This window comes from Paenibacillus sp. FSL W8-0187, assembly GCF_037969755.1.
Taxonomy (GTDB): domain Bacteria; phylum Bacillota; class Bacilli; order Paenibacillales; family Paenibacillaceae; genus Paenibacillus_AQ.
Genome location: NZ_CP150206.1, coordinates 5491984 through 5516059 on the forward strand (window position 1 = coordinate 5491984; position 24076 = coordinate 5516059).

General features: G+C 50.3%; 21 protein-coding genes. 5 read left to right on the forward strand and 16 right to left on the reverse strand.

Features of this window, described 5'->3' with window-relative positions; genetic code table 11:
- Positions 1–7: 7 nt before the first annotated feature.
- Positions 8–1408, reverse strand: coding sequence for an ABC transporter substrate-binding protein (locus tag MKY48_RS24790; RefSeq protein WP_339291418.1), 1401 nt, complete (start codon positions 1406–1408; stop codon positions 8–10).
- 405 nt (positions 1409–1813) lie between these two features.
- On the opposite strand from MKY48_RS24790, the gene MKY48_RS24795 reads away from it, so the two are divergent.
- Positions 1814–2299: an anthrone oxygenase family protein gene (locus MKY48_RS24795; RefSeq protein WP_339291419.1), complete on the forward strand. Its 486-nt coding sequence runs from the start codon at positions 1814–1816 to the stop codon at positions 2297–2299.
- A gap of 200 nt (positions 2300–2499) precedes the next feature.
- Here the strand turns inward: MKY48_RS24795 and MKY48_RS24800 are convergent, their stop codons facing one another.
- Entirely contained in the window at positions 2500–2706 is a 207-nt protein-coding gene (locus tag MKY48_RS24800) for a hypothetical protein (protein WP_339291420.1), read from the reverse strand.
- A gap of 40 nt (positions 2707–2746) precedes the next feature.
- Here MKY48_RS24800 and MKY48_RS24805 point away from each other — a divergent pair, with 40 nt between their 5' ends.
- Positions 2747–3073 (forward strand): Hsp33 family molecular chaperone HslO, encoded by a 327-nt coding sequence (locus tag MKY48_RS24805; RefSeq protein WP_339291422.1) that lies wholly within the window; start codon positions 2747–2749, stop codon positions 3071–3073.
- Positions 3074–3184: 111 nt separating this feature from the next.
- The gene (locus MKY48_RS24810; protein WP_339291424.1) at positions 3185–3871 is read left to right on the forward strand and encodes a G1 family glutamic endopeptidase; all 687 of its coding nucleotides are present in this window, start codon (positions 3185–3187) and stop codon (positions 3869–3871) included.
- Positions 3872–3994: 123 nt separating this feature from the next.
- Here the strand turns inward: MKY48_RS24810 and MKY48_RS24815 are convergent, their stop codons facing one another.
- Both MKY48_RS24815 and MKY48_RS24820 read right to left on the reverse strand, forming a co-directional pair.
- On the reverse strand, positions 3995–5221 hold the full coding sequence (locus tag MKY48_RS24815; protein ID WP_339291426.1) for an amidohydrolase: 1227 nt from the start codon (positions 5219–5221) through the stop codon (positions 3995–3997).
- Between the two features lie 33 nt (positions 5222–5254).
- Positions 5255–5860 carry an ankyrin repeat domain-containing protein gene (locus MKY48_RS24820; protein WP_339293554.1) on the reverse strand — a complete coding sequence of 202 codons (606 nt, stop codon included), beginning with the start codon at positions 5858–5860 and terminating at the stop codon, positions 5255–5257.
- Between the two features lie 207 nt (positions 5861–6067).
- On the opposite strand from MKY48_RS24820, the gene MKY48_RS24825 reads away from it, so the two are divergent.
- Positions 6068–6937 (forward strand): LysR family transcriptional regulator, encoded by an 870-nt coding sequence (locus MKY48_RS24825; protein ID WP_215158856.1) that lies wholly within the window; start codon positions 6068–6070, stop codon positions 6935–6937.
- An 86-nt stretch (positions 6938–7023) separates the two neighbouring features.
- Here MKY48_RS24825 and MKY48_RS24830 read toward each other — a convergent pair whose 3' ends face one another.
- The 8 genes from MKY48_RS24830 to MKY48_RS24865 all read right to left on the reverse strand — a co-directional run bounded on the left by MKY48_RS24830 (position 7024) and on the right by MKY48_RS24865 (position 17869).
- A complete protein-coding gene (locus tag MKY48_RS24830; RefSeq protein WP_339291427.1) occupies positions 7024–8874 on the reverse strand; it encodes an ABC transporter ATP-binding protein in 1851 nt (616 codons plus the stop codon).
- On the reverse strand, positions 8858–10633 hold the full coding sequence (locus MKY48_RS24835) for an ABC transporter ATP-binding protein (protein ID WP_339291429.1): 1776 nt from the start codon (positions 10631–10633) through the stop codon (positions 8858–8860). The genes MKY48_RS24830 and MKY48_RS24835 overlap by 17 nt, the downstream gene beginning before the upstream one ends.
- A gap of 290 nt (positions 10634–10923) precedes the next feature.
- Positions 10924–12981 carry a 3'-5' exonuclease gene (locus MKY48_RS24840; protein ID WP_339291431.1) on the reverse strand — a complete coding sequence of 686 codons (2058 nt, stop codon included), beginning with the start codon at positions 12979–12981 and terminating at the stop codon, positions 10924–10926.
- A gap of 201 nt (positions 12982–13182) precedes the next feature.
- Positions 13183–14016 carry an ABC transporter permease gene (locus MKY48_RS24845; protein ID WP_339291433.1) on the reverse strand — a complete coding sequence of 278 codons (834 nt, stop codon included), beginning with the start codon at positions 14014–14016 and terminating at the stop codon, positions 13183–13185.
- The gene (locus MKY48_RS24850; RefSeq protein ID WP_339267031.1) at positions 14013–14969 is read right to left on the reverse strand and encodes an ATP-binding cassette domain-containing protein; all 957 of its coding nucleotides are present in this window, start codon (positions 14967–14969) and stop codon (positions 14013–14015) included. Before MKY48_RS24850 ends, MKY48_RS24845 begins: the two co-directional genes overlap by 4 nt.
- A 61-nt stretch (positions 14970–15030) precedes the next feature.
- Positions 15031–15849, reverse strand: coding sequence for an NAD(P)H-binding protein (locus MKY48_RS24855; protein WP_339267033.1), 819 nt, complete (start codon positions 15847–15849; stop codon positions 15031–15033).
- A gap of 53 nt (positions 15850–15902) precedes the next feature.
- Positions 15903–16793 (reverse strand): YafY family protein, encoded by an 891-nt coding sequence (locus MKY48_RS24860; RefSeq protein ID WP_339291436.1) that lies wholly within the window; start codon positions 16791–16793, stop codon positions 15903–15905.
- Between the two features lie 317 nt (positions 16794–17110).
- On the reverse strand, positions 17111–17869 hold the full coding sequence (locus MKY48_RS24865; RefSeq protein WP_339291437.1) for an MBL fold metallo-hydrolase: 759 nt from the start codon (positions 17867–17869) through the stop codon (positions 17111–17113).
- A gap of 124 nt (positions 17870–17993) precedes the next feature.
- On the opposite strand from MKY48_RS24865, the gene MKY48_RS24870 reads away from it, so the two are divergent.
- The gene (locus tag MKY48_RS24870) at positions 17994–18425 is read left to right on the forward strand and encodes an Lrp/AsnC family transcriptional regulator (protein WP_339291438.1); all 432 of its coding nucleotides are present in this window, start codon (positions 17994–17996) and stop codon (positions 18423–18425) included.
- Positions 18426–18517: 92 nt separating this feature from the next.
- Here MKY48_RS24870 and MKY48_RS24875 read toward each other — a convergent pair whose 3' ends face one another.
- From MKY48_RS24875 to MKY48_RS24890, 4 genes are read right to left on the reverse strand one after another with little or no spacing between them, the layout of a single operon-like run.
- A complete protein-coding gene (locus MKY48_RS24875) occupies positions 18518–19789 on the reverse strand; it encodes a Gfo/Idh/MocA family oxidoreductase (protein ID WP_339291439.1) in 1272 nt (423 codons plus the stop codon).
- 35 nt (positions 19790–19824) lie between these two features.
- Positions 19825–21447, reverse strand: a complete 1623-nt coding sequence (locus MKY48_RS24880) for an extracellular solute-binding protein (RefSeq protein WP_076324173.1) — start codon at positions 21445–21447, stop codon at positions 19825–19827.
- A 48-nt stretch (positions 21448–21495) separates the two neighbouring features.
- Positions 21496–22380: a carbohydrate ABC transporter permease gene (locus MKY48_RS24885; RefSeq protein WP_113060632.1), complete on the reverse strand. Its 885-nt coding sequence runs from the start codon at positions 22378–22380 to the stop codon at positions 21496–21498.
- 19 nt (positions 22381–22399) lie between these two features.
- Entirely contained in the window at positions 22400–23359 is a 960-nt protein-coding gene (locus MKY48_RS24890) for an ABC transporter permease subunit (RefSeq protein WP_339267041.1), read from the reverse strand.
- Positions 23360–24076 lie beyond the last annotated feature (717 nt).

Genomic DNA, 24076 nt, shown 5'->3' on the forward strand with positions numbered 1-24076 from the left:
ATATCGATTATTTCTCCACGATATGATCCGCTCCGACAATGCGGGTAACGTCCTGCGCATATTTATTCATGGCATCCGCAGGCGACGTTCCCGTTGCCACGGACTCTACCATCGTCTGGATCTGTGTCGACACTTCCGGATACTTCTCCTGCGCCGGTCTGAACTCTGCATTCTGCAGGTATTCGGTCGCGATTTCGTTAAACGGCATTTTCGTATATTCCGGATCCTTGGCAACATCGGCACGTACCGTGATATTCCCTGAGGACATAACAAGCTTCTGCGTATTATCCTTGTTTAGCGCATATTTGATAAATTCCCAAGCCTCGTCTTTGTTCTTGGAATTGCTTGGAATCGACAGCGCCCACCCTCCGGCTAGCGTAATCGACCCAGGGGCCTGCCCTTGGCTGGTCGGCATCGGCGCGAAGCCGAGCACATCTTTGTATTCAGGCCATGGCGCCGCGCCTGATTCCATATAGTTGCCCGTAATCCATGAGCCATCAAGTGAAATCGCCAGCTTGCCCTGCGGCAGGTATTCACGGGAAGCCGTGTTGCCTGCCTGGCCATTCAATACTTTGGAGAGCGGCGGTCCGAGTTTCTCTTTATTGACCGTCTCCACAAAGGTCAGCGCATCGAGAATGCCCTGGCTTTTCGTAATCCATTTGCCGCTGGCATCGTCATACAGTCTTTCGCCTGTTCCGTAGAGCAGCATTTCATAGGTTTGCATGGAGGTTGCTTCGCCTGTAGCTTTGCCCATGTTCATCCAGATCGGCACAACGTCAGGCGCCTTCTCCTTGATCGTTCGCGCAGCGCTTAAGACCTCCTCCCAGTTCTTAGGCTGCCAATCCTCCGGAAGACCTGCTTGTTTGAAAATGTCTTTGTTGTACCAGAGGCCCCTGGAATCCGTATTGTACGGTACGCCGTACACCTTGCCATCGCTAGCGGTAACCCCCTTCTTCATCGCTTCAATGAAGGAACCGTTGCCCCAGTCTTCCCATGCCGCCAATTTATCGTCAAGCGGTTCCAGATAGCCTGCGCTTGCATCAGAGTTCAGGATAAAGGTATCCTCTGTCACAATATCCGGCGCCGTATCTTTGGACTTGAGCGCCAAGGCCACCTTGGCAAAATAATCGCCTTCCGATGCCTGAATCGGTGTCGGCTTTATCTCTACGCTTTTGTCGGGGTAACTTGCCGATAGTTCCTTGAGCCATTTATAGAACGCTCCGTTCTCGCCGATTCCGTCATCCCGAAACGTCACGGTAATGATTTTCTTGGCTGTCTCTCCATCCTTTCCCGGCTCCGGATCGCCGGTATCGGCTGGGGTTCCCTTACCCCCGGTACAACCGAATAACAAAGAAACGCTTAATAAAGCCGTCGTTACTAGCCAAAAACCCCTCTTGCCTGACTTCATACGAATCCCTCCTTTTGGCTGCAGCAATTTGATATATTATCCAAAATTTGTATACGCTTACGAGAGCGTATATATAACTCTATTTTGAAAATAGTGGGGATATTCGGAACTTTTTTTCGTAACAAATAGGCCGCTCAATATGAAAGCGACCTATAGCAGCCATTCCTTCTGCATTTTCTGATCGTATTCTTTATTTTCATAACAGGATATGTAATCAACTAATTACCAGAAATAGAAAATATTAATATATAAATGTGAGTCTATTGATTGATATTAAGTTCCTGCCTATTTAGGTCTTTACTTTTGCTGGAAATCCAATTATATTTGTATGTACAAACAATTAAATGAACATGCTGGACTGGAACCATACCAGTAATAACCTATGCCATTGGAGGTATACCATCCATGAGTGACCGCTTGATTTTTTTGTTGGCTTTATTCTCGGTAACTGGCTCGGGACTCATAGCCGGGCTGTTCTTCGCTTTCTCGTCTTTTATAATGACAGCGCTGGCCCGGATTCCCAATGAACAGGGGATTCATGCCATGCAGTCCATCAATACAACCATTCTCAATCCTTTGTTCGGCACATTGTTTACAGGTACTGCATTAACCAGTATCGTGCTTGCGGTCTTATCCATCATGCGCTGGGGGGAACCCGGCTCGTTGTACTTGCTTGCCGCCAGCCTGCTTTATTTAGCGGGATTCATCGTTACGATGGCGTTCAACGTCCCGCTAAACGACGCACTGGCCGCGGTTGACCCAGGTAGCGGTGCCGGAGGCGAGGTATGGATTAACTACCTGAGACGCTGGGTGCCATGGAATCATGTACGAACCATCACTTCTTTAGGGGCGATGATCCTGTTTGTTTTTGCCTTACGGCATCTCCCTTAAGACGGGATCACGGGAATGGGGCGGCTATAATCCATAATCCTTGAATGCCCCCCATCGTTCCACATGTTATTAAATGCCGATTCAAAACTTGCGCCTGTCGCTTCATCCTAAATGATCACGGTAATATCATCGTTCTCTTCCACGGCCGATTGGAAGTAATTGAATGAACCCACTTCCACCTTCGTTCCGTCAAGCAAAATTCATGCATCTGTGGTTATAACGCCCACCGCTTGTTTGATAAAATTGTACAATTCTCCGTCCATCCCATAGGATAATGCATCATCCGGATACTCTGCATAGTACTGCTCTGCTGAATGAATAAACTCTTCATTTATATGAACCCATGACGACATCTTTTCACTCCAAATCTTCGCCAATATCCTCACCTCGTCCTCATGTGGTGCCATGCCCTTCTCATATAACCTTCGAAATTCGGAAAGAGGTATCATGGCTCAACTTCTTCCCGGCTGCCCCCCGCATCGGATTCAGCAGATAAAAAAGGAGCTCAGAATGCATCAGTACATTTTGGCGGATAAATCCAACGGTCTCATGGAGATACCCGGCAAGATTTTCAAAGACATAGAGATTGTCGGGAGCATCCCGATTCAACATTTCTGTGGCTGTTCAAAAGAAGTGTTATACCCCATACTTCATTCACTAGAAAAGAAAGATTTGAAGTACGCTGTTATGAAAGCAGAACCGATTGAACTTGTCTGCCATATTTGCGGCAGCAAATACGATTTCGAGCCCCATGAAATTGCCGGATTCCTCTAGCTCTCTTCATGGGTACACCAAGATCTAAACAAACTTTCTAACAGAAAACCCATACCAAATCTACCGATTCTTCATTAGATATACTATCAATCTAGTAAAGGCGGTGGAGATATGGGGATTCCCATGATAGATAAGTGGAATCACGCATGCCAACTTGACACTTCAGCCAAGCCGCGTCGTAACATCGGATGGATTTCAAGCAATTGGAGCGGATACAGCGTCACAGGAAAAAAAGGGGCCTTCAAACGGATATCCGCCAAATGGAATGTGCCGTTTGTTCGTCCAAGCCGTGCGGCGACCTATTCCTCTGCATGGATCGGAATCGACGGGTTCCGCAACAGCCATTTGATACAGACCGGAACCGGTCACGAATTCATAGATGGTAAGGCTTATTATTATGCCTGGTGGGAGATTCTCCCCGCCTCGGTTACGATCATTCCGCTGCCAATTCAGCCGGGGGATCGGATGCATGCCAGCATCAGCAAGCGCAGCGGTTCTAACTGGTTAATCTGCCTTCGAAACGTATCACGAAATTGGATCTTTCGAACACTACAACGTTACAATGGTCCACAAACCTCGGCGGAATGGATCGTCGAAGCGCCGCAGGTCAATGGGGCACTTGCAACAATGGCACGGTTATCGCCTGTCGCCTTCTCCTGCTGCTGCGTCAATGGGAAAAGTCCAAAACTCACAGCCGATGACGGAGGCATTATGCTTCAGAATTTAAGCGTTACTTCCATACCTTCCAATCCGAACAGGGCAGGAGACCGGTTCGTTGTCAAAAGTGTTCCTCAATAGAGACATGACCTTCAGGCAGCGTCAAGGATGATCCTCATGATGATACGAAGCAGCTGTAAACCCCATAACCAACAACAGCCGCTGCATACCGGAAAAGTCCGGCAGGCAGCGGCTGTTTCTTTATCATGATTCGTAAACCTGTTTTCCCTTGAACAGCACAGCCCGGCGCCGTGACCGTCTGGCAACGGCTTCTGCGGAGCAGCTGGCTTCTACAATCACCGCGTCTGCCGCATCCCCGACGTTAGGCCAGGCATAGCGGCCGTCCTGGTCTAACGGCGTCACGTCTCCGGTAATAAACCCGAGAGCCTGTCCGAGGGAACGCTCATCGGACATATGGAAACGTTCGGCCAGCAAGCCCGCTTTGTCCAGATTATCCCCTTTGCCGAACGGGGACCAATGGTCCATTATGCTGTCTTGCCCAAGCGAGATGTCTACACCACGGCGGTGCAGCTGCGGAATCGGAATGGTTCGGCCAAGCGGTACGGAGGAGGTGACCGAGATGCCCAAATCCGCCAACCGAATCGCCACCTCATCTACTTCGCTTGGTGAGACATCCGCGAAAGCCAGCGCATGGCTGAGCGTGACTCTCCCATTCCAACCCGCCTCTTCCGTAAGGTCAGCCACGCGCTTAAAGGTGTTCAGCCCAACATGTGACGACTCATGCAGGTGCAGGTCAATGCCGGCGTTGGCTTCAACAGCCAGCTCCATCACGGTGTTCAGTGATTTCTCCATGTTCTCATCCACCGTTGTAGGATCCAAGCCCCCAACCAGCGCTGCACCGTTTCGGAGCGCATCCCTGACCAGGGATACGGACTGGCTGCGAAGCAAGCCGTGCTGAGGAAATGCTACAATCTCAACAAAAGCTTTTTCCCTGTATCCTTCAACCGCCTGCAAGGTGGCCTCTAAATTTCTCAAGCCGACAACAGGATCCACATTGCAATGGGAGCGAATATGCGTAGACCCGTAGCGCAGCAACAGGTCAAGCAGTCCCTCCGCTCTTTCCTTGGCGGTAGGAAGAAGCTCCGGAAGCAGCCTCTCTTCCTCCTCGATTCGGCTGAAGATCCCATGAGCCGGACGTCTCGGTGCCCTCCATGGGCCTCCATAATAGGTTTTGTCCAGGTGGATATGCATATCCCTAAATGATGGGAGCATCAGATCCCCGTTCATGTCCCGTGTCGGCAATAACGTATCAGGCAAAGCATCCGCAGGGCGGATCTCGGAGAAAGCCTCATTCTCTATTTTCACATGAAAAAGTCCCGTTTCGGTTCCGATCACGACGTCATCCTCGTAGCGATAACCCGTCTCCAGACGGACATGCAGCAGCCAATATGCATTACTCTGTTCGATCATAGTGTTCATCCCCTTCTCGTTTATACCTGCCTTCTATTTGCCTCGCTCTTCGTTTACAGCGTCCAATAAGATGCGCTCGATCTCTTGGTATCCCCGCTCCCTGGCATGCTGCAGGGGAGTTACGCCATTTCCGTCGGGAAGCCCAGCGTCCGCCCCATGCTCCAGCAGCAGCTTCACGATGCGCTGATAATGCTCACTGCCGTCACCGAGAATGACAGCCTCGAGCAGCGCGGTCCAGTTCAAGTTATTAATATGGTTCACATCGATGTCGGTCCGGGTCAGCAGCTCTTGAACAATCTCTACATGTCCGCGGTCGGAGGCCGGTATGAGAGCCGTCCCGCCAAAACGGTTGGTCAACGTCACATCCGCATCGGCTTCGATCGCCAACCGCAAAATTTCCATCATTCCTTCTGCACCGGCATACAAAAATACATTATTTAGTTGCTTATCTCGAATATTGATATCAGCGCCAGCCTGGATCAAAGCCTCTACCGTTCCGACATGATTGTGGTAGGTTGCAGCCATTACCGCTGTTCTTCCCTGCTCATCCGTCGCATTGATGTTTGCGCCGGATTGAAGAAGCTGGCGTACTTGCTCCGTATTGCCTTGCTCGGCATATTCAATGAGTTCATGATTCATATTCTGCACCTCTTCTTTCTTCAGATTAGGTTGACAGGCCGACAGGAAAAGGATCAATAGAATCGCTGATAAACGCAGCACTCGATGCTCCCTCCTCTTTCTATCGTGTATATTGGTATGCTAACATGAGACAGAACCATATGAAAAATACTTAAAAAATTGAATTCACTAAGGTTTTTCATATACAAGGGAGGATTGTTTCAACCTATGGACATCAGACAGCTCCGGTATTTTATTGCCATCGTGGAGGAAGGTACGATCTCGCTTGCCGCCAACCGGCTTCATATTTCCCAGCCGCCTCTCAGTCAGCAGCTGAAAGCGATGGAGGAAGAGCTCGGGTCCGTCTTGGTATATCGTAGAGGCAAGCGGCTCGAAATCACCGAATCAGGTAAAACGCTGTATAAATATGCGCTCCAGATGACCCAGCTCATGGAAGAGGCCAAAGCCGAGGTTAAAGAGGTCGGGAACGGTGATAAGGGAGCACTGAGTCTTGGCATCAATACATTATCTTCGGTAGAACTGCCGTCATGGCTGCAGGAGTTCAAAGCAAGATATCCCCAAGTTTCATATAAAATTCAGCAGAACGAGTCGTATCAGCTCTGTGAGCTCGTGAGAAACCGGTCGCTCGAATTAGCGATCGTCCGCCTGCCCCTCGAATTGGATGATTTCTCGATCCTTCATCTGCAGACGGAGCCTTTTTATATGCTCACCTCTGAGCCATCCATCGAACAAGAGATAACCCTCCCTCATATTGCGCAGTATCCGCTCATTCTGCCAAGCACGGAAGGGTTGGGCGTGTATTATACGATCCAGATGGCATTCTCGGAACAGAAACTCCAGCCGAACATCGCAGCCGAATGCTCCGACATTTCGCTGCTGCTGCGTTTGGTCGCTTCGGGTTTTGGGGTGGCGATCGTTCCCGAAACGCTGGTCAAGCAGCACTTGCCTGCTTCTGTTCATGCTTACAAAATCAAGGACACCCCGGCTGCGGCTTCCACAGCCTTGATCTGGCTGAGAGATCATCACGTCTCCAGAACGGCTCTGAACTTCATTGACTTGTTGACAAGTGCCCTATAACTACTTACTGCTTCCATAATCGGCCCCTCATAAAAAAGAAGACAGAGCTAATGAAGGCTCCGTCCTCTGGGAAGAATTTATAGCTGTTATCTTGTCCGATACAATGAACCGGCAGCCTCCTGCTCCTGCTTCTGTCCTTGGGAGTGAAGATACAGCTCTTCATAATACCCATGGGAGTCCAGCAGTTCCTGATGCGTGCCTTGCTCCACGATCCGGCCTTTGCTCATGACTAAAATCCGGTCTGCCCCCATGATGGTAGATAGGCGATGGGCAATGACTAGGGTCGTTCGCCCCTCGGCCACGAGTTGCAGCGCGTTCTGGATCAGCTGCTCCGTGTGTGAGTCCAGATTGGCGGTTGCTTCGTCAAGAATGAGAATCTTGGGCTGGAACACGATGATCCGGGCAAAGGAGATCAGCTGCCGCTCGCCGGCGGACAAGCCGCTGCCCCGCTCCGACAACCGGGTATCATAGCCTTCCTTCATCCTCATGATGATCGAATCCGCACCGATAAAGCGGCAAGCCTCGATCACCCGTTCCCTCGAGATGGTCTCATCAAACAACCGTACATTGTCCAGTACCGTGCCGGAGTAGAGATACGGCTCCTGCTGAACAAGGCCTACCATCCGGTGCAGATCAGACTGTGCCAGCTCCCTAATGTCGATTCCATCAATCCGAATGCTTCCTTCGTTCACATCATAGAAACGGCATAGGAGACTGATGAGTGAGCTTTTTCCCGCTCCGGTGGTTCCGACGATCCCGATCATCTCTCCGGGTTTGATATGGAGATCCAGGTCCTGAATGACCGGCGCCCCGCCTTCGTAACCGAACGTGATCCGGTCAAAGTCAACGCGTCCCTCAACTTTTGCTTTCTCAATAGTCACCGGCTTGCGTTGATCGGTAACCTCAGGCTGAATCGCCAGGAGGCCCCATATCCGGTTAATCGCCACCGTTGCCGATTGCAGCGTATTCCACTGCTGGGTGATCGTGTTGATCGGCTGGAAGAATAAACGGATATACGTTATAAAGGCATACAGCACGCCGAACTCCAGCGTTGTCCCTAGGACGGCTTGTCCACCGAGCCACGTCACGAATGCAATCGCCAAGTTGTTCAAAATTTCGTAGGAGCGGTTAAACAGCACGTTCGTCCGGATCTCTCGAATGTTGGCCTTGAAGTAAGAGCCGTTCCGTTCCTCGAACTGCTTCTCCTGCTCCTTCTGCTGATGGAAAACTTGAATCAGATTCATCCCCGAGAGATTCTCCGCCACAAAGGCCACCAGCCGGGATAACCTTGTTCTGGCCATCTGATAGGTGTGGCGCATATAACGCCGAAACGCAATGGCGATCCCCGCAATGATCGGCAGCAGGATCAAGCAGTATAAGGTCAGCGTGACATCCAGCTGGAACATCAAGACCAGAATGAAGATCAAAGTGAATCCGTCGCGGAACAGGCTGAGCAGCACCTGGTTAAAAAACTGATTGATCGCTTCGGTATCACTGGATACGTGCGTAATCAAGCTGCCGCTCGGCACTTTATCGAAATAAGACATCGACAGCTTGGATATATGGGCAAACAGCCGTTTGCGAATGCTCGCAACAATGCTCTGCCCCGCCTTTTGCAGCAAATTATTTTGCAAATAGGTGAACACCATACTGAGCAGCGATAACAAAAAATAGATACCACATATGACCATCAGGCTCCGAAAATCGTTCTTGCCGACCATCAGATTATCATCGATTGCGATTTTCATCAGGTACGGCTGCAGCAGCTCTGCCGATATGGCAACCAAGGTGCAGCCGATAAACCCGGCAAAGATCAGCCGATATTCCTTCATATAACCCGATAAAGCACGAAATGTGGATATATATTTGGGCTTGGACTGAGGGGCATTCAGACCCGCCTTCTGGTCCAGCTGCCAATTGTTAATGGCCTGTGCCATGATGCTTCATCCCCTCTTCCTGAATGTCATGCAGCGTTCGGTACAGTCCGTCCTTCGACAGCAGTTCTTCATGCGTACCCCGCTGAACGATCTCTCCCTGATCCAGGACGATGATCTCATCGGCATGTTTCAATGCACTGATCCGGTGGGCAATAATGATCGTGGTCTTCCCAGCGCGGATATCGCGAATCGTCTCCATAATTTCGGTCTCCGTCACCGCGTCGACGGCGCTTACACTATCATCCAGAATGAGGATAGGTGCATCCTTAATCATACCCCGTGCAAGGCTTGTCCGCTGCCGCTGTCCTCCGGACAGCGTAATGCCTCGCTCCCCAAGGCGGGTTTCGAACTTGTCCGGAAACTCCGCGATGTTGTCATACACCCGTGCTTTTCGTGCCGCTTCCTCAACGACAGCCGGATCCGTGTCCCGTTTATAGAAGGCAATATTCTCGCGGATCGTCGAGCTGAACAGGAAGCCGTCCTGGGGAACATAGGCGATCCCTTCGCGCAGGCTTTTTAATGTAAGCTTCCGAATATCCACGCCCCCGATCAGCACTTTCCCCGGAGGTGGATCGTAGGTACGCAGCAGCAGCTTCATCAGCGTAGTCTTGCCGCTTCCCGTTCGGCCAATGATGCCCAGCGTCGATCCTGACGGAACATCCAATTGAATGCCGCGCAGAACCTGTCTGTTCCCCTCCTCTTGACCATTCACATCATCATAGGAGAAGGATAAATCACGCACTTCGATGCCTGGAATCTCCTGATTCAGCGCCTTGGCGCCAGGCAGTTCCTTAATGTCGGCCTGCTTGCCAAGCAGGTCGTTCAATCGGTCAAGCGAAGCCCTAGCGCGCTGAACGACATTAATGACATTGCCAATCTGCTGCAGCGGATTCATCAGCATGCGGATGTAAAGCGTCAATGCGACAAAGTTTCCGACCGTAATGCGGCCCAGAATCGTCAGATAACCGCCGAATAAGAGGGCGATAATGAGTGAGGCGGCACCCAGAAACGGAATGATCGATTGAAAGAGCGATGACACGCGAACCAGCCGCAGCTGCTTGTCCCGGATGCGGTCCACCGTCGTCCCAAAGCGCCGTTTCATCGTGTCTTCCACCGCGAACTTCTTGGTGACACGGATCCCTCCAAACTGCTCCTCTGCGGATTCTGTCATCAAACCCAGCGCTTCCTGAACCTGCAGCGATCTTCTCCTGATAATCGGCCCGAGCCAAACGACAATTACCGGAATCAGCAGCAAGGGAGCGATGCTCGCAGCCACCAGATACAGCGGTACATTCGTTATAAGCAGCATGACGATCGTGGAGACCAGAAGGATGGAGGAGTTTGCCGTCTGATTGATCCCCATCGAGATCGCTTCCCTTACTGTCGTCACGTCATTCATGAAATAACTTAGCAGCTTGCCAACGCCATTCTTGGAATAAAATCGCTCACTGAGCCCCGTAAAGTGGACAAACAATCGGCGCCGGTTCATAAATTCGAAATACCGTCCCGTGTACATCACCAGAAACTGGCCGATGCCGCCGATGACGGCGAAGCCGACACCGATGCCCAGCAGCGTCCAACTGTACTGCACGATACCGTCGACAGACAATAAACCATCCTTCAGTTCATCCGTGAAATTGCCCAGCACCCTCGGGAAATTCACGTGAATGATGTTAGCAACCAAATGGCAGCAAACCGACAATACATAAAACGGCCACGTCTTCCTGAAAAAATCTCCAAGTATTCGATGAGAGTCCAATGTCCCATATCACTTCCTGTCCCGTTGTTGGATAGATTAGCCCGTTACGTTTTCCTCCTTCCATACGTTTGCTGTGATACTCCCATATTAATAGGTTCTAGAAATAAATCGGTCCTCCTTCCTGAACGGCCATATGATTTATTCAAATTTAGACATACTAGAGTAACAATAATCGATGTAATTTCACTCCAATCATCTAAAGAAAAAAGCCGCAAACATCGGTCGCGACTTTTTCAAAAAGTGTTCCTATGGATGACATGGATGACGCTATCCTGATTTTCGGCTCACGCTCACACGGCCAACCAAGGTGCCGGCTCGCCCGAATAGGTCAGCGATAGCTTATGCATGGCCCGGGTACAAGCAATGTAGAGTAAGCTTCGATCCATCTCGGAACGATAGTTTTCGTCGTCCGCAAAAGGAACGATAACCTGATCGAATTCCAAGCCCTTGGCCATATGGGCGAAGGTGATCGTAATTCCATCCTGAAAGCGGTCGCTGCTAAAATCGAGCAGATTCACGCTGCCCCCAAGCTCTCTGATGGACTCGTACATCTGCCGGGCCTGCGAGGACGTTTTGCATAGGATCCCCATCGTCTGCAGCCCGGAATCTAAAAAGTGACGGCTAAACTCTTGAATGAACGCCAGCTCCTCCTGGGCGTCACGACACCGGATCACCTGCGGTTCTTCTCCATGCCGCTCCACGGGAATCATGGTGCTGCCCGGATGGATTCGCTTCGCAAGTCCCATAATCTCCAGCGTGGAGCGATAGCTCTTTAACAGTTCAATCGTATCGGCATGTGGAAACACGCCCTTGATATCATGCAGTGAAGTGGATGTATATACGTTGACCGACTGATTGCTGTCCCCAAGAATCGTTTTTTTGCACGAAAACCATCTGGAGAGCACGGCATATTGAATGGGTGTATAATCCTGCATTTCATCGACCAGCAGATGCTTCACCATATCGTATGACGTGCTTCCCTCCAAATACATTTTGAGATACAGCAGCGGAAAAACGTCTGCATACTCGATCATTTTCCTTCCTTTCATGACGAACATGTCCGGTATGTTCCTATACGAGAAGAATTCCTTGTACATACTGAGTGCATTTTGAAATTTGAACATTTTCTTGATCGCGGTTTTGACCTTTTTGGATTCTGCCGCAGTCAGTCTCTCTCCATCCTCTGTACGAACCCGGCCTGACAGGATGGAGGCCGTCTTCTCCAAGCGCTGCCTGAGCGGCATGGTCATGATGCCAAGGTAAATGTCCCTGATCTCCGAAGCCAAAATACATACGCCCTTCAGCTGAATATCCGCAGGCAGGAGGAACTGCTCATCTGCATATTTCATATAAGCCTCCAGTTCGTATACGAAGTGCATGCTGGCCTTATACCGGATCCGTTCAATGACCTGCTCGTCATGGGTGCTCACGATTTCGTTCACCTGTTCGGAGAAGGTCTGAAACTGACATAATCCACCCAGCTCTTTGGCAGCAAGCTCCTCCATCGTAACCTCCATGATTTTCTCTTCGCCAAGCTCTGGCAGAACGTTGGATATATAATCGGAGAACACTTTATGGGGGGATATAATGAGCACGTTGCTGGAAGTCAAGGTCTCCTTATGGCGGTACAATAGAAACGCTACCCTATGCAGAGCCACTGAGGTTTTGCCTGAGCCTGCCGCCCCCTGTATGATCAGCTCATTTGCGGTTTCGTTTCGTATGATGGCATTTTGCTCCTGCTGGATGGTAGCCACAATATTCTTCATCTTCTCGTCCGACGTGCTGCTGAGCTCCTTCTGCAGAACGTCGTCATTGATGTTCATGGAGCTCTCAATCATATATTCCATATGACCGTCTTTGATTTTGTACTGCCTTTTGACGGTAATTTCGCCTTGCATCCTGCCCATGGGCGCTTCATACGACGCAGGACCGACATTGTAATCATAGAACAAGCTTGCCACCGGCGAGCGCCAATCATAGATGAAATGCTCCTGACTTCCTCCGTCCGTGAAAGAATGGATGCCGATATAGTAAGCACCTTCTTCAATCGTTTCATTCGTTCGGAAATCCACCCTGCCAAAATACGGCGAGGCAAGTAGTTTGCGAATCTTTTGCAGCCCGGCCACCGTCTTCTCTCCCGTATCAATCGATAAGGAAATATCAACCCGGTTGGCCGCTCGTTCCGCCGCATCCAATTGGGCCATGTTCACCCACAGATATTTCTTCGCTTCAATGATATCCTTGTACGAATCAGACACCTTCCCCTCTAACTCCTCCGATGCTCGATGAAGCCCCTTTAATACAAACTCTAGATACTCCCGCTCTGCGCTTTCGCTTGGATTCAGCATTCGTAAATTCCCCCTCTATGCTAAAGAATAGCTCTAAGTATAGGGGTTTCCCGAAAAAAATATAGACTTATACTTTCCGTTGTAGTATTGTGTATTTATCGTGGGTCCAAAAATACCTATACGATCTACATCAACCATAATAACGATACATAGAGAAAAACCAGGCTGCATGCTGATGCAAACCTGGTTTTTTTGTGCCTATTACCGTTCGTTTTTTGTCTGGTACAGATACAGTGTAAGCGGGGTGAAAATAGCGATAAACAGCACGCTGACTCCAATTCCGGTCATAATCACAGGTAGGGTTGCCGTGCCGTTCATCAGTCCCCTGACGGTGGCTGCCGCCATACTGATCGGACTCAGATCGATGAGAATGCCCGTCCATTTTGGCATCGTCGACGAATCCACCAGAATGTTGCTGGCGAACAGCAGCGGGTATATCGCAATCATGCTGGCCCCCGAAACCGTCTCCGGCCGTTTGGCCACGACGCCGATCAGCGCAAATATCCAGCTGACGCTGAATGCAAAAAATAGGATGAAAGCAATGGCGAGTACAATTTGGATGACGCTGCCCTCGGGGCGGAAGCCCAGCGCAAGCCCTGTACCCAGAGCAACGATAACGCCGACCGTATAGCGTAAACCATCCGTCAGGATGGAACCAAGCACGGAGGCGGGCTGCCAAAAGGGCAGCGTTCGAAAACGATTGTATACCCCTTTGGTAATATCCGAGCATATCGTGGTTCCGCTATACACCGTCATAGGAACGACTGTCAGGATTAGAATGCCGGGCAATAGGAATTGAATATAAGCCCCGGTTGACCCGGCCATGGCGCCGCCGAACAAGTAACTAAATATAAGCAGCAGCAAAACCGGCGACAGAACCGCGTCCATCACCAGACCAAATCCGTTATGCTTGGTATGCTGCCAGGTTCTCCACATAAAAATTCGAATTGCCATCAGGGCATTGGGAGGATCGGTGTCGGCTTGGCGAACAGGCAGCACGCCGTCCTTATTCGCTGTATGTTGGCTCACACTCATGGAGTACCTCTGCCTCCCTTCGACTTCGCGTGGGTCAATGACAGAAAGACTTCGTCCAGACTCGGTTCGCTCAAGGCGAAATATTCAATGGCGAACCCGTTCTTCATCAGCGTACAAAGGGCCTGATTCGCAGCACTTGCATTCTTCACCGGAATCTTATGTACCAACGGATGATTGTCCTGCAATACGTTCAGCGCGTGTTCCTCGTTTAACAAAGTACCGAGCTTGTGCTGATTGGTCGGTTCGATGAATTGGATGGTTAACGTTCTGTTGCCAACGGAAGCCTTCAATTGCCGGGGCGTCCCTTCCGCAATCAAACTCCCTTTATCCATCACGGCAATTCGGTCCGCCAACTGGTCAGCTTCTTCCAGATATTGCGTCGTCAGCAGCACGGTGGTTCCCCGCTTCAAAAGCGACCTTACCACCTCCCACACTTGATTGCGGCTTTGCGGATCGAGGCCAGTTGTCGGCTCATCCAGAAAAATAACGTCGGGCTCGGTAACGATACTGGCGGCAATATCCAGCCGTCTCCGCATCCCGCCAGAGTAACGCTGTACCACGCGGTCCTTCGCTTCGCTGAGTCCAAAAGATTCGATCAACTCCTCGCTTACGAATCGAGCCATTTTCGCCGAATAACCGTAAAGTCTTGAAATCAGCATTAAATTCTGAAGACCGGAGAGTCCTTCATCCAGTGCTGCAAACTGGCCTGTCAGGCTAATCTTTCTCCGAACGTTCCGGGCATTGCCCACGACATCAAACCCGGCCACGCTTGCGAACCCCCCATCCGGCTTAACCAGGGTGGATAACATATGGATGGTGGTTGTTTTTCCGGCGCCATTCGGCCCTAACAAGGCAAACAACTCTCCTTGTTTGACTCGTAGATCAATTCCTTGAACGACCTCCATGTCGTTGTAAGATTTGCGAAGCTCCTTCGTTTCAATGGCGTAAGGCAAGTTTCACAACTCCTCCTCTTTCTATAAATACCGACCTACAGTATGCCATGCCGGCTTATTCTTAAAAATCGTCCAAATGATCACGGACCCAATCAGCAAGCGTTGCTGCCGGACGCCCCGTGACTTCCTCTACCGTCGGCAAAACTGTATAACCGATCTCGGGCGGATTTTTTCCCATTTGCACAAAAAACTCAATCGATTCCTCGTCATAGCCTTGCCCTCTCCATTGATCCCTCGCCTGTTTCTCGGTCAGTTCGACAAAACGGATGTCCTTGCCTGTTACCTCGCTTATGATCCGAACCGCTTCCGTTCGCGATAGGGCTTCCGGTCCCGTAAGGAAATATTCTTGGTCATGGTGACCTTCCTCAAGAAGTGCGGCGACGGCAACCCTCGCGATATCCGCTTCATGTATTCTCGCACTCAGCGCATGGCCGAACGGCTCGCGGACAACCCCCTCCGTGCGGATCGACTCCTGCCAATCCACCAGAATATTCGCCATAAATTCGCCTGGCTTAAGCAAGGTCCATTCCATTGCGCTCTCTCGAAGGGCGGCTTCGACAGGACCTTCTTCATAGCCCACCAATACCGTTACCCGCTTTATGCCGGCCTTCTCGGCAAGCTCAATAATCCGCGGATCCGTCTGCAGGGTCCCATAAGCCTCATCACTGGAGATGATCAAATGCATAGCCGTCACGCCTTGCAGGGCGGGAATCAGGCTTTCCGGGTCATTGAGATTCCCGGCAACTATCTGGACGCCCTCCGGTACTTTCGCTTGCTGCGGATTGCGAGAGATCGCTCTTACTTCTATACCTTGCTGAACAAGTTGCTGCACGATGTGCTTTCCAACGGTACCTGTAGCACCTGTTACCAAAATAGTCATATTGAACTTCCTCCTTGATCGTTGATTTACGATTCATATTTTTGGATTGCTCATCATTCATAACGTTTACGTATTTCCTCCAGCTCCTGCAGCAGGTCTTCTTTCAGTTCCGGCGGGGAGATGATCTCCACCTTGGAACCGTAGCTTAAGATCACCGAGATCGCATAAGCTTTGGTATAAAAAATGGTTTGGACATCAAGAAGTCCTTCGCCGGAGATGAAGGCCTCCGGAAATTGCTCGGTCACCCGCGGTCCCGCGGAAGTATCGAAACGAAGATGAGCCTGTATACCCGGCACCACCTCCTGATCCTCCCGCTCCAGGTTTCCTCTTGGGAGGAACGTGTCAGTGGATACTTCAAGACTGGATATGCGCGATACTCTGAAGATTCGTTTTGCCTGCTTTAACAAGCAGTAAGCCTCCAAATACCACACGCCTTGTTCCCAGTACAGCTGGAGCGGCTCCACTTGCCGCTCCGAGCAGCTGCCGGATGTACTCGTATAATGAAGGGTCATCAGGTTCGAGCGTTCAATGGCATTTAGAATGGGCTGTACCCATGCCCGCTCATGTTCCGACGTGCTCATATCGAATAGGATTTGTTCATGACATCCTCCGTTCAACAGGGCGGGCTGCAAGGTTCCGAGCTTCTTCATGATGGTGGTGTATCTCCCCTTCACAGTCCTTTCGATGCCCTTCAAAAGATTGTAGATCGCCAAAAAGTCATCAACGGAGAAGTGCTGCCTCGTCAGATAGAACCCGCTCATCAATTCAAAGCCGCCATCCGCACCGGGATAGGAAGCAACCGGGATTCCAGCCTGATTAATGAGGTCCACATCGCGGTAGATCGTACGAACCGAGACTTCATACCGGGCGGCAAGCGTCGTGGCCGTCACTCTTTTTTTGGTCAACAATTCCATCGTAATGCCTAGCAGCCTGTCGAGTTTCATCGTTAACACTCCTCGCGTGTCGTACTTTTTGACTTCTGAATCGAATGATAAATCATAAATCCTGACATCTAGTATGTCAGGATTAAATATTGTTCCTGATGGATTTGGGATTATTTTGGCAAGCGAAAGCCACCCGGCCTCCAGGCTCACCTTATGCAAGCCCCGAAGCAGAATGCGCCGGAATCCCCGGTTGTTTTTGATCTGCACGGGAGAAACGATTCGTACACGGAGCGTCTTCTAGCAGCAAGCAGGGGGCCTGCCGCAAGATCTAAGATCTTTTGAGACAGCCCCCCCCTGCTATGCCCAGCTGTTGCGTATTACGCTTTCCATTCGACCCATTCGCCATCCTGCGGAATTTCGATTTGTGCGCGCAGACCTTCCGCTGCCAGACGGCCAGATAGCCCCTCTCTTGTCACAAGGCAGTGGTTGATGGCTTCCATATGGACCGCAACCGCCTTTGTGTGGGGAGCATAACGCAGCAGCTCGATCACATCGTCCTCATCCATGATGATCGGATCTCCCGTGAGAAACCGGGCACCGCCGGCGTTGACCACCGTCATATCAGGCTTGTGGGCATCCAAAACTTCTTTCACTTCATCACACCAGATGGTATCGCCTGCTATATACAGGGTCGGCTGTCCTTCTGCCTTCAAAATAAAACCGGATACCTGCCCCATCATCTGACCGATCTCACCCGTACCGTGATGACCGCCGGTTCGGATTATCGTAACCCCTTCATATTCCAGGGTTTCCTGGACTGCCGTCACGGACGTAAAACCTTGCGATGCCAAGGTATCCTCGTCCCCCGGTTGACACAGAATCGGCGTCGTCTTTGGCAGTACATCCATAGCAGCTTGATCCCAGTGATCCAGGTGCAGGTGCGTGACCAGCACCGCGTTCGGACGGAGCTTGTCAGCCATGGAGAACGGCAGCGGCACAAGCGGATTCCGTCTGTCATTCGCAGTGTTAATAACCGGCGGGTTCGCCTTGGCATTGCTAAACATCGGATCGACCAGCAGTTCAAGATGGGCATACTGTATTCTTAACGTAGCATTACGTATAAGCTGAAGTTTCACTTTCATTTCCCCTTTGTTTCATTTAATATGGTTCTGAACCCATTATAGAGAACGCTAATATTCCCGCCTACAGCTTCGTGAAAGGAATTAGGGGAACTCACTTTCATCGTGAAAGGAAATGACCATGCCAAGCGCTCATGAACTCGACAAAGTCGATCTTCGCATATTACATCATCTGCTGGAGGATGCGAGCCTATCTCACAAAGCCATCGGACAGCAGGTACATTTGACAGGTCAAGCCGTCGGGGCCCGTGTTCGGAAGCTGCAGGATCTGGGTGTCATTGAAGGCTTTACGCTTCGTTGGAACCCGGACAAAATCGGACTGACCGTACATGCTTTTATCACCATGTTCTTGGCGTTAAATACGGCTCATTCTCCCTTCTTATCCTTTGTTCAGTCACATGACATGGTTGCCGAAACCCATCGCGTCAGTGGTGAAGGGTGTTATTGGTTAAGAGTACGGGCCAGCTCACCCAAGGAATTGAATGATTTTCTGGAAGAGCTTCTGAAGTACGGCAATTATAAAGTCAGCCTGTCCATTGATCAGGTGAAATAAAAAAGAAGAAACCGCGGATCCACGAGATCGGCGGTTTCTTCTTGGTATCTATTATGAATTTTTCATATAATGTATTTTTAATATAATTTCATTTATTTCACCGCGTTTTCTTCCGCCATCAATTCCCGCGCATATTCGTTCAAATTGATGGATTGGCCGTGATTCAACCTCGATTTCTCCGCCGCGAACGCAATAAGGTGGCTTCGCACGGAGGCACTAGCTGACGTCAGGCTCTCCTGCCCGTTATAGCTCCGAACCTCCTTCAGGAAGCTCGCCACAATTCCGCTGTCGCCCCCGCCATGTCCGCTGGACTGCGAAGGAATCGTGATCTCCGTTTTCTGTCCGGTTAGGAAATCGTAAACCGTAATCTTGCCTTCCTCTCCCCGAAGCTCGCCGCGGGTGCCCATGATCTGAATTCTGCGCTCCTGTTCATACGTGAATCCGCACATGCTGAACATCGCGGTGGCACCGCCCTCAAACTCCATGTTAACGACCTGATGATCGACCACATTGTTATCGCTCCGATATACGCAGCGGCCATAGTCCGTATCGCGAAGCCCTTGAATGATGTTCGGCTTGGTCAGCTCCTGGGTGAAATGCCCCGCCCATCCCTTGTACTGGTCGCTCAAGTAAAACCGTGGTGCCGAATACGGACAGGTTGGTTCCACCTGGCAATCGAGGCACCGATCGGCCGAACCTTCGGGAGCCTGCTCCTCCCGGAAATGCATCAGGGAGCCAAACGAAGTGACCTGCGTACACGGCCGGTCCATCAGCCACGACAGCACATCCATGTCATGGCAGGATTTAGCCAGTATCATCGGGCTTGCCTTGTCGGAGTTATTCCAATTCCCCCGCACAAAGCTGTGCGCGATATGCCAGTATCCCACATTCTCGTTCAGTTGGATCGAAGCCACCTCACCGATGGTCCCTTCCTGAATCACGCGTTTGATGGTACTCCAAAAAGGGGTATATCTCAGAACATGGCATATGGTCAGCAGCCGGTTTTTGCGAATGGCCGCCTGCTCCATCTCAAGACACTCCTTCGGTTCCGGAGACATCGGTTTCTCCAGAAGCACATGATACTGTTTCTCCAGAGCTTGCATGGTTGGGCCATAGTGCATGCGATCCTGTGTACAGATGACGGCGATATCGGCAAGGCAGGGCTCCGCCAGCAGCGGCTCCCAGGATTCATAACACCGTTCCGGCGGAATTCCATGCTTCTCGGCAAAACGGATTCGCCGCGCCGGATCGGCCTCGGCCACGGCCACGAAGGTCAGCTCATGCGGATAATCCAGGGCATAGGGGGCATACCCCCCGGCGCCGCGCGCGCCTGCCCCAATCAATATGGCTTTCAATTGTGTCATATCATGTCGCTCCTTTTAGGTTCTGCTACTCGCTATTATTTGGTATATCGATCAGCCGCGGACTGGTAAATGGCCAGATAGCGCTCCGACCCCATCTTTTGCAGGTTAGCTACGTATTGATCCCAGTTATCAAAGGACTCGTTGCCAGCTATGAATTTATCCCGCATCTCATCCACGTACGTATTAATGTCGGTCTGGATACCGGTAAGCTCGGACTGCTCATCGGCGGTAAAGTTAAACGGCGGCCAGACCTTGTCTTGAGGTATGACGTACGGCTCGGCTTTTTTTGCATTCTCTACGGACGTCGGCAGGCCTTCTGCTCCCTTGAAATACTTCTGCTTCACGAAGCCCGGATAATATCCGCCAGGCCATATCAGATACTGCCCTACCGCCTGGTCCAGATTGAGACCCTCCGGATTGTTCTTGATCTCGTCCACGTAATCCACATTGCCATCAGCATCTTCCTTATACGTTTCATCTTCCCAGCCCATGAAGAACATGCGGATGCCCTCGTCACTGTAGAAGTAATCCATCCAGCGGATCAGCGCGGCTGGATTCTTCGCTTTATCGGTCAGGACAAACATCCCAATGTTCCCCAGCGGAGAGCCCGTGGCGCTGAACATCTGATCGCCGTGCGGCCCCTTCAATACCGGAAGCCCTACATAACCCTCTTGATTGTAGATGGCGATCGGGTCCACATTATCAACGACGCCGAGAAGACCTTCCACGCCTTTGGCGTCCACCTCCGTGCTCTTCACGGACATGATATCCTGCTCCAACAGGCCGTCCTTGTACAGCTTGTTCACGAACTGAAGCAGTTCCTTGTATCTTGGATCCGTCGGAATGAACCGGACCTTTCCGCTCGCCGGATCGGTATCCACGTTAATGTTCGAGGTTCCGTGATAATTGAGGCCGAACGAACCGCGCAAATAGTTGACGATACCGGTAGTTCCCACGCCGCCCCATGCATATTCATCCTTCTGGCCGTTGCCGTTCGGATCCTTCTCCTTAAACGCTTTCAACATATCGTAGAATTCATCCAGCGTCTGCGGCTCTTGAAGGCCAAGCTTTGTCAGCCACTCCGACTTCACCCACGGCGTTCCGTACAGCACGGACCGGAATTCCGGATCGTACAGCGTCGGAAGCCCGTAAATGTTGCCGTCCGGCATCGTAATCCCCTTCTCGATGACAGGATATTTCTCCATCAATGCCTTGAAATTCGGCGCATATTGATCAATCAGGTCATTCAGCGGGATAAAAGCGCCCTGCTTGCCGTATTTTAGCAGATCTGGCCTCGGGAATGCGGAAGCATAGAACATTTCCGGATAATCGCCGCCGGCGAGCAGCAGATTCCGTTTTTCCGCCAAGTTGTCTTTGTGCACCGTGTCCCACTGTACCTGAATATTGGTCATTTTCTCATATTCCTGCCACAGCTTGATGTTGTTCCAGTCGGCGTTGGCAAAGAACTTTCCGGCAAATCCGGTCACCGTCATCTTGTCACTGACAATCGGAAACCCGGTCTCATTAATCGCTGTTTTCCCTTCACCCGCGGAGTCCGATTCAGCCGTTCCTCCCGAACCTTTCGAACTGCAGCCCACCGTCAACGATACCGACAACATGCAGGTCAACAGAAGACTTCCCCATTGCTTCAGCTTCATCCGTAATCCTCCCCTTTTCATGTTCCATCCATATATCCATGCAAGGAATTATCCTTTGATGGCCCCAATCATAACGCCTTTGACAAAATACCGCTGCAGGAACGGATAGAGCGCCAGCACGGGAATATTAGCCACGACCAGCACCGCGTACTTAATGCCCTCCACTTCCCTTTGCTGCTTGATCGCCGATTCGGTCGACATTTTGACCATGTCGTTCGTTTGCCCCTGAATCAGAATTTCGCGCAGGATGAGCTGCAGCGGAAATTTATCTTTATCCGATAAATACAGAAGTGCATTGAAGAACGCATTCCAATGACCGACCGCATAGAACAAAATGGTCACCGCGATAATCGGCATGGACAGCGGCAGTATAATCCGGGTCAAAATTTTAATGTTCGAGCATCCATCGATCGTCGCGGCCTCCTGCAGCTCTCCGGGTATGGACTGCTGAAAGAAGGTACGCATAATGATGATATTCCAGATGGATACAGCATTCGGGATAATCATGACCCAGAGTGTATTCAGCATGCCGAGGTTCTTGATCAGCAAGTACGTCGGAATGAGTCCTCCGCTGAAAAACATCGTGAAGACCAGCAGCGCCATGATGGCATTTCGCCCGACAAAATCCTTCCGCGACAGCGGATAGGCTGCAAGGATAGTCATTGTGAGATTAATGAACGTGCCAAGCGACGTATACACCAGCGTATTGGTAAAGCCGCTGATGATATCCTTGTTCTGGAAAATTTTCACATAGGAATTCAGGTTGACTCCCTTGGGCCACAGCAGCATCTCGCCCCTCAGAACCGCCTGCGGGTCGCTAAACGATGCGCTGAGCACAAAGACCAGCGGGTACATAACAATGATGGTGACCAGGATCAGAATCGTATAGTTGATAACATTAAAAATGCGGTCCCCTCTGGTTTCAATTTGCATGGCTCTTTCGCTCCCCTCTTTACCAAAGACTGGTCTCGCTCACGCGCTTCGAAATAAAGTTCACGACAACCAGCAGGACAAAATTGATGACGGAATTAAACAATCCGATGGCTGCGGAGAAACTGTACTCGGCATTCTGAATCCCCATTCGGTAGACATAGGTGGCAATAATGTCGGAGCTATCCATATTCAGGTTGTTTTGCATCAGGAGCACCTTCTCAAACCCGATCCCCATAATGCTGCCCATGTTCAGGATCAAGAGGATGATGATCGTTGGCATAATACCTGGGATGTTAATATGCCATATGCGCTGAAGCCTGGTCGCACCATCGACACGCGCAGCTTCGTGCAGCTGGTTGTCTATGCCGGCAAGGGCTGCCAAATAGATAATGGAGCTCCAGCCCATGGTCTGCCATACATCCGATAGAACGTACAGAGATTTGAACCAGGAGGGCTCCGTCATGAAATTGATCGGCTGACCGCCAAACATTTCAATAAAATGATTGATGATGCCGTAGCGGGGCGACAGGAAAATCATCATCATCCCGACAACGACCACGGTAGACAGAAAGTGAGGAGCATACGTGATGGTCTGCACGAATTTCTTGAAACGTTCAGCCCGAACCTCGTTCATGAGCAAAGCCAGAATAATCGGGATCGGAAAACCGACAGCAAGGCTGTATAAACCGATGCCCAGCGTGTTCTTAATCAGGCGCCAGAAATAGTAACTGTTGAAAAAGCGATCGAAGTGCTCAAAGCCGACCCACGGACTGCCCCATATCCCTTGCGTTGCTATAAAATCCTTAAAGGCGATCTGGATGCCGTACATCGGAACATACTGGAACAGGATGTAATAGGCGATGACCGGTGAAATCAGGGCATAAAGCTGCCAATTACGTAAAACACGATTCCATAGTAAGCGCTTACGTTTCGTTTCAGGTACCGCGGTTGCTGCGGGCTGCAGGGTCGTATTAGCCAATGAGCATCACCTCGTATGTATGGATTGGATTAACCTCGTAACACTAGCAAAGCGATCTTGACATGCCAACAAGGCATGGGGTATCCGCTCATTCGGCGGATCAGTTCCAATTCACATGAATGGAGCTTGGAAAGTACTCGTTTATGATTTCCCTCCTTTTCTCTGCAATCCATAATATGACTTAGCTACCTCCACCTCAAGCTATCCGTTAGCCAATATGGTTTTTGGAGCGTACTATATGTTAGATATAGTAACGCAACATTTTTTATAAATAAAACCCGAACAAGTCAGGTGTTATTTCATTTCTTGGATTTGTTTTGGATATTCATTTGGTTAATTCCGGATTTTATTTGGATATATATTGGTATATGAAAGGCATAACGCTGAGCAAGCGCAGGGCCTAATACATTAATAAGGGGAATTGCTTTATTCTTATAATCTATTTATATAAAGGAAATGAAAGCGCAAACAAAAATAAAGTGGAAATATGCGAAGTGTCGTTTATTCCGAATTCCAAAATCAGAAAATCCATTCCAAACATATCATTGATTTCACTCATAATAATATAGCAATATGGCATTGTCAAACACTTTTTGGACTTTTTTGGCGCAAAAACCTCAAACTTTAGGTAAAACTCGCAAAAAAACAGCTGTCGGATTTCAAGCCGACAGCTGTTCGATGATCCTTTTTTATCTTTTTCATGTTATCTAATCATAC